Here is a 6,000-nt window from a genome sequence, read left to right as displayed (position 1 = left end):
ACGGAAGATGTGCACCGCCTCGGACTCCAGCGCGTCCAGGTGCGAGAGGGCGAAGCCGCTCATACCAGCCCCCGCTCCGCCAGCACGGCGTACACCGCGTCGGCCGACTCCCGCGGCGACTGGTGCTGCGTCTCCAGCACCAGAGCCGCCTCCACCGGCGGTTCGTACGGGTCGTCGACGCCGGTCAGCCCGGACAGCTCGCCCGCGGCCTGCTGGGCGTACAGCCCCTTCACGTCCCGCTCGCTGCACACCTCGACGGGAGTCGCCACATGCACCTCGATGTAGGGCGTCCCGCTGGCCTCGTGCCGTTTGCGGACGGCCTCGCGGCTGTCGGCGTACGGCGCGATGACCGGGACGACGGACAGCACGCCGTTGCGGGCGAGGACCTCGGAGACCAGTCCGATGCGCTGCACGTTGGTGTTGCGGTCCGCGCGGGAGAAGCCCAGTCCCGCGGAGAGGAAACGGCGTATCTCGTCGCCGTCGAGGACCTCCACGCGATGTCCCTCGGCCCTCAGCCGCGCACCGAGGTGGCGGGCGATGGTGGTCTTGCCCGCGCTCGGCAGCCCGGTGAGCCAGACCGTGGCTCCCTGAGCCCTTGGCGTGGTGGTCATGCGCAACAGTCCTCTTCACTTACCTACGGACGACCTGAGGGACGCTAGGTAAGAAACTTGAGAAGAGGGACAGAGGAACCTGAGCGTTCCCTTAGGTACCTGTGGTGTGCGTGAGGTCACACACGATCACGTACGGCACCGCACGGGATCACACGCCGACGAAGGCCGCCCCCGCGTCCCGCAGCCGCGCGTGCAGCCCCCGGAACACCGCCGCCGAGCGGCTGCCGGGCCAGTCCTCCGGAAGCAGCCGGGCCGGCAGGCCGGGGTCGGTGTAGGGGAGATGGCGCCAGGAGTCCAGGGCGAGGAGATAGTCGCGGTAGGCCTCCTCGGACGGGGTGTCCTCGCGGCTCTCCCAGGCGTGCAGCACGCGCGCGTGGCGGTCGAGGAACGCCTCGTGCTCCTTGGCGATCGCCGCCAGGTCCCACCAGCGGGCGACCGCCTCGGCGGTGGCGGCGAAGCCGAGGTGCTCGCCACGGAAGAAGTCGACGTACGGATCGAGGCGCAGCCGCTCCAGGGTGTGCCGGGCCTCCTCGTACAGACGGGCCGGCGCGAGCCACACGCCCGGCGCCGCGGTCCCGAACCCCAGCCCGGCCAGCCGGGAGCGCAGGACGTGCCGTTTCTGCCGCTCCGACTCCGGCACGGAGAACACGGCGAGCACCCAGCCCTCGTCCTCGGGCGGCTCGACGGCGTAGATGCGCCGGTCGCCGTCGTCGAGCAACTGGCGGGCGTCGGGGGACAGTTCATACCCGGCCGCCCCCTGTGCCGTGCGGGCCGGCACGAGCAGTCCGCGGCGTTTGAGCCGGGACACGGAGGATCTGACGGAGGGCGCGTCCACGCCGACCGCGGCCAGCAGCCGGATCAGCTCGGCGACCGGTACCGGGCCGGGCACGAAGCGGCCGTAGGCGCCGTAGAGCGTGACGATGAGAGACCGTGGTGCATGCTGGTCGGACACGTTGATCATCTTAGGTCGTCGGCATCACTGCTGGTCACCCTCGGTGCGCAGGCGGAACCGCTGGAGCTTGCCGGTCGCGGTGCGCGGCAGCGCGTCCAGGAAGACGATCTCGCGCGGGCATTTGTACGGCGCCAGCTCGGCCTTGACGAACGCGCGCAGCGCCTCGGCGTCCCGCTCGGCGCCCTCCTTGACCACGGCGTACGCCACCACGACCTGCCCGCGCGCCTCGTCGGCCCGCCCCACCACCGCGGCCTCCACCACGTCCGGGTGGCGCAGCAGCGCGTCCTCGACCTCCGGACCCGCGATGTTGTACCCGGCCGAGATGATCATGTCGTCGGCGCGGGCGACGTACCGGAAGTAGCCGTCGTCCTCGCGGACGTAGGTGTCGCCGGTGATGTTCCAGCCGAAGCGCACGTACTCGCCCTGCCGCGGATCGGCGAGATACCGGCACCCGACGGGCCCCCGCACGGCGAGCAGCCCCGGTTCCCCGTCCGGCCGGTCCCGCCCCTCCGTGTCGACCACGCGCGCGTGCCAGCCGGGCACCGGCATCCCGGTGGCCCCCGGCCGGATGTGCTCGTCGGCGGCGGAGATGAAGATGTGCAGCAGCTCGGTGGCGCCGATGCCGTTGATGATCCGCAGTCCGGTCCGCTCCTGCCAGGCCCGCCAGGTGGCGGCGGGCAGGTTCTCCCCGGCCGAGACGCAGCGGCGCAGCGAGGAGACGTCGTGGGCGTCCAGCTCGTCGAGCATCGCGCGGTAGGCGGTCGGCGCGGTGAACAGCACCGAGACCCGGTGCCCGGCGATCGCGGGCAACAACTGTCTGGGACCGGCCTGTTCGAGGAGGAGCGAGCTCGCCCCCGCCCGCATCGGGAAGATGACCAGGCCGCCGAGTCCGAAGGTGAAGCCGAGCGGGGGGCTGCCGGCGAAGACGTCGTCCGCGTGCGGTCGCAGCACGTGCCGGGCGAAGGTGTCGGATATCGCGAGCACGTCCCGGTGGAAGTGCATGCACCCCTTGGGGCGCCCGGTGGTGCCGGAGGTGAAGGCGATCAGCGCCACGTCGTCGGCCGCGGTCGGCACGGCGGGGTACGGGGTGTCCGGCGCCGTACGGTTCAGCAGGTCGTCGGGGGCGTCGCCGCCGAACGTCGTGATCCGCAGCCCCGGTATCTCGGCCTTGGTGAGGTCGTCCACGGCCCGGATGTCGCACAGGGCGTGTTCGATCCGGGCGATCTCGCACATCGTGGCCAGCTCGTGCGGCCGCTGCTGCGCCAGCACCGTGACCGCCACCGCCCCCGCCTTCAGCACCGCCAGCCAGCAGGCGGCCAGCCAGGGCGTGGTGGGGCCGCGCAGCAGGACGCGGTTGCCGGGGACGACCCCCAGCTCGCCGGTGAGCAGATGCGCGAGGCGGTCGACGCGGGTGCGCAGCGTGCCGTACGTCCAGGTGTCGCCGGTGGGGGTGTGGAACACGGGCCGGTCGGCGGGCGGGCCGGTCAGCAGCTCGTCGGCGCAGTTCAGCCGATCGGGGTACCGCAGCTCCGGCAGATCGAAGACGAGTTCGGGCCACTGGTCCGGGGGCGGGAGATGGTCGCGCGCGAAGGTGTCGACGTGGGCCGAGGGATTCAGGCGCGGATTCATGCTGGGTCGCCCCCTTGCCTTGTGGGCGTCGTGGGTGGGCTCGCGCAACGAGCGTATCGTCTTGGTGACGACAGTCAATGGGACGCGATATCGTCGTCGAAGGGCCCTGAGTACACCGACGGGGCCGGCGGAGAGAGAGGACGGCAATGCCCGCATTCTCGCTCGATCCGGCACAAACCGCCTGGTGCGCGGAGCTGCGCACTTTGGCCGCGGACCGGCTGCGCCCGCTCGCGGAGAAGGGGGAGCCGGGCCATGTGAACCGCCCGCTCGTCGCCGAGCTGGGCCGACTCGGGCTGCTGGAGCGCCTGTTCACCTCCGGCGCCCTCGACCTGTGCCTGATGCGGGAGTCCCTCGCCTACGCCTGCACCGAGGCGGAGACGGCCCTCGCCCTGCAAGGACTGGGGGCGCACCCCGTGCACGCCCACGGCACCCCCGCGCAGCGGGCGCGCTGGCTGCCCGCGGTGAGCGAGGGCAGCGCGGTCGCGGCGTTCGCGCTGAGCGAGCCGGGGGCCGGGTCGGACGCGGCGGCCCTGTCACTGACCGCCGAGCCGGACGGCACCTCCCGCTGGCGGCTGACCGGCGAGAAGTGCTGGATCTCCAACGCCCCCGAGGCCGACTTCTACACGGTCTTCGCCCGGACGACGGGCGGTGCCGCGGGCGCCCGCGGCGTGACCGCCTTCCTCGTCCCCGCCGACCGCCCCGGCCTCACCGGCAGCGCCCTCGACATGCTCTCCCCGCACCCCATCGGCACCCTCGCCCTCGACGCCGTACCCGTCACCGCCGAGGACCTGCTCGGAGACGTGGACCGGGGCTTCCGGGTCGCGATGGGCACGCTGAACCTCTTCCGCCCGAGCGTCGGCGCCTTCGCGGTCGGCATGGCTCAGGCGGCGCTCGACGCCACCCTCGCCCACACCGCCCGACGGGACGCCTTCGGCGGCAAGCTGAAGGACCTCCAGACGGTCGCCCACGAGGTCGCCGAACTGGCCCTGCGCACCGACGCGGCCCGCCTCATGGTGTACGCGGCGGCGACGGCGTACGACGAAGGCGCCCCGGATGTCCCCAAGCGCGCGGCGATGGCGAAGCTGCTCGCCACCGAGACCGCGCAGTACGTCGTCGACAAGGCCGTCCAACTGCACGGCGCGCGGGCGCTGCGGCGCGGGCACCTGCTGGAACACCTGTACCGCGAGGTGCGCGCCCCGCGGATCTACGAGGGGGCGAGCGAAGTGCAACGGGGCATCATCGCGAAGGAGTTGTACGCGGAACGGGAGGGAACCCGGTGAGCACAGAGCGCATCAACCCGCCCGAGCTGTCCCCGCCGACGGGGTTCTCGCACGCCGTCGTGGCGACGGGCTCGCGGGTGGTGTTCCTGGCCGGTCAGACGGCGCTGGACGGCGACGGCAAGGTGGTGGGGGAGACGCTCCCCCAGCAGTTCGGGAAGGCGCTGGCCAACCTGTTGGCGGCCCTGCGGGCGGCGGGCGGCACCCCGGCGGATCTGGCCCGCGTCACGGTCTACGTCACGGATGTCGCCGAGTACCGGGCCCGGGCGGCCGAACTGGGCCGCATCTGGCGGGAGTCGGCGGGCCGGGACTATCCGGCGATGGCGGTGGTGGGAGTGGTCCGGCTCTGGGACGAGCGGGCGATGCTGGAGCTGGACGGATTCGCCGTTCTGCCCTAGCGCTCAGGCCGCCATCGCCAGCGGTACCCGGTGCGGCGCGACGACCCGGCCGTCGGGCAGCAGCTCACCGGAGTCGTCGAACACGATCGAGCCGTCGCACAACAGGCTCCACCCCTGCTCGGGGTGGGCGGACACGATGTGCGAACCGTCGGCTTCGGAGGAAGGGCACGAAGGCTGGTGTGAACACATGGCGCACCTCCACATCGGGCGGACGATCCGTACGGGTCGTCCGTATGGATAGACCATGCGCCCGCCGTGAACTCATCGGAACGGCCTGTCCGCAACCGTGACAACACGCGGACAACTCCCGGACCGATCCCGGAAGACCGGTGCGGACTCGCCACCGAAGGAGTGACGATCACGCGCCTTGCCTCGCCCGACCGGTACCAGTGGAAGCCCTTCATTCCACCGACCCGGGAGATTCCGTGCTCGTACGTCCCGCCCTCGCCGCCGCGCTGCTCCTGCTGGCCGGCGCCGGTGCCTCCGCTTCCGCCGCCGACTCCTTCGAGACCGTGACCGTCGACCCGACCGGCACCCTCGCCGAGAACGGCACCGTCACCCTCTCCGGCACCTACCGCTGCCTCGGCAACACGGGCCCCGCCTTCGTGAGTTCCTCCGTGGGGCAGAAGTCCCCGTCCGTCCGGCACGGCATCGGCGGCACCCGTGCCGTGTGCGACGGCGCCGAGCACCGCTGGGAGAACACCGGCAAGGTCGACCCCGACGCGCTGGAGCCCGGCGCGGCGCACGTCGAGGCGACCGTGATGGAGCTGAACCAGGAGTCCGGCGGCCTGCCGCTGCCCCGGTTCCACGCGGCGCAGCAGCAGGACGTCACGCTGGTGGACGAGGGCTGACGCGGGGCGGGCGGCCGAGGCGGGGCGCCACCAGCCGCGCGCGGCCGTCCGCAGCAGGTCGCGGACGTGGCACTAGGAACTGCGTGTTCAGCGGCATCTCCTCCGGCTCACGGAGGAGGACCGGACGCCCCGGACGCCCGGTGTCCCGACGCTTCTGGCACAGCGGCTTCTGGCGGGGCGAACGCGGCAGCCCGCTGGCACCCGCTCCGGCGTTGACCGCCCACAGGGCCGCGTACAGACAGGGCACCGTGACCGCGGCCCGGGTGGTGAGCCGCCTGCCGA

General features: G+C 72.6%; 7 protein-coding genes. 3 read left to right on the top strand and 4 right to left on the bottom strand.

The features are described from left to right. Positions 1-59 precede the first annotated feature (59 nt). From cysC to DI272_RS12705, 3 genes are all read right to left on the bottom strand, one after another. Positions 60-611: an adenylyl-sulfate kinase gene (gene cysC / locus DI272_RS12715; protein WP_109495478.1), complete on the bottom strand. Its 552-nt coding sequence runs from the start codon at positions 609-611 to the stop codon at positions 60-62. Positions 612-759: 148 nt separating this feature from the next. Continuing rightward, a complete protein-coding gene (locus DI272_RS12710; protein WP_109495477.1) occupies positions 760-1,572 on the bottom strand; it encodes a PaaX family transcriptional regulator C-terminal domain-containing protein in 813 nt (270 codons plus the stop codon). Between the two features lie 15 nt (positions 1,573-1,587). Then, a complete protein-coding gene (locus DI272_RS12705; RefSeq protein WP_181387172.1) occupies positions 1,588-3,192 on the bottom strand; it encodes an AMP-binding protein in 1,605 nt (534 codons plus the stop codon). 146 nt (positions 3,193-3,338) lie between these two features. Here DI272_RS12705 and DI272_RS12700 point away from each other — a divergent pair, with 146 nt between their 5' ends. Together DI272_RS12700 and DI272_RS12695 are read left to right on the top strand one after the other, a co-directional pair. Then, positions 3,339-4,472, top strand: coding sequence for an acyl-CoA dehydrogenase family protein (locus tag DI272_RS12700; RefSeq protein ID WP_109495476.1), 1,134 nt, complete (start codon positions 3,339-3,341; stop codon positions 4,470-4,472). Then, positions 4,469-4,867 carry a RidA family protein gene (locus DI272_RS12695; RefSeq protein ID WP_109495475.1) on the top strand — a complete coding sequence of 133 codons (399 nt, stop codon included), beginning with the start codon at positions 4,469-4,471 and terminating at the stop codon, positions 4,865-4,867. Before DI272_RS12700 ends, DI272_RS12695 begins: the two co-directional genes overlap by 4 nt. 3 nt (positions 4,868-4,870) lie before the next feature. Here the strand turns inward: DI272_RS12695 and DI272_RS12690 are convergent, their stop codons facing one another. After that, positions 4,871-5,056: a DUF5999 family protein gene (locus DI272_RS12690; RefSeq protein ID WP_109495474.1), complete on the bottom strand. Its 186-nt coding sequence runs from the start codon at positions 5,054-5,056 to the stop codon at positions 4,871-4,873. Between the two features lie 236 nt (positions 5,057-5,292). On the opposite strand from DI272_RS12690, the gene DI272_RS12685 reads away from it, so the two are divergent. Next, the gene (locus tag DI272_RS12685; RefSeq protein ID WP_109495473.1) at positions 5,293-5,718 is read left to right on the top strand and encodes a DUF6299 family protein; all 426 of its coding nucleotides are present in this window, start codon (positions 5,293-5,295) and stop codon (positions 5,716-5,718) included. The last annotated feature ends 282 nt before the right edge of the window (positions 5,719-6,000 follow it).

The sequence above is a fragment of the Streptomyces sp. Act143 genome (assembly GCF_003143935.1).
Taxonomy (GTDB): domain Bacteria; phylum Actinomycetota; class Actinomycetes; order Streptomycetales; family Streptomycetaceae; genus Streptomyces.
Note: the sequence above shows the minus strand (reverse complement) of the source record. Positions and strands in the feature narration are given on the sequence as shown.

Bases quoted from the DNA above. Each gene is read 5' to 3' on its own strand.
- cysC (WP_109495478.1), bottom strand. From the start codon at position 611: ATGACCACCACGCCAAGGGCTCAGGGAGCCACGGTCTGGCTCACCGGG.
- DI272_RS12690 (WP_109495474.1), bottom strand. From the start codon at position 5,056: ATGTGTTCACACCAGCCTTCGTGCCCTTCCTCCGAAGCCGACGGTTCG.
- DI272_RS12710 (WP_109495477.1), bottom strand. From the start codon at position 1,572: ATGATCAACGTGTCCGACCAGCATGCACCACGGTCTCTCATCGTCACG.
- DI272_RS12705 (WP_181387172.1), bottom strand. From the start codon at position 3,192: ATGAATCCGCGCCTGAATCCCTCGGCCCACGTCGACACCTTCGCGCGC.
- DI272_RS12700 (WP_109495476.1), top strand. From the start codon at position 3,339: ATGCCCGCATTCTCGCTCGATCCGGCACAAACCGCCTGGTGCGCGGAG.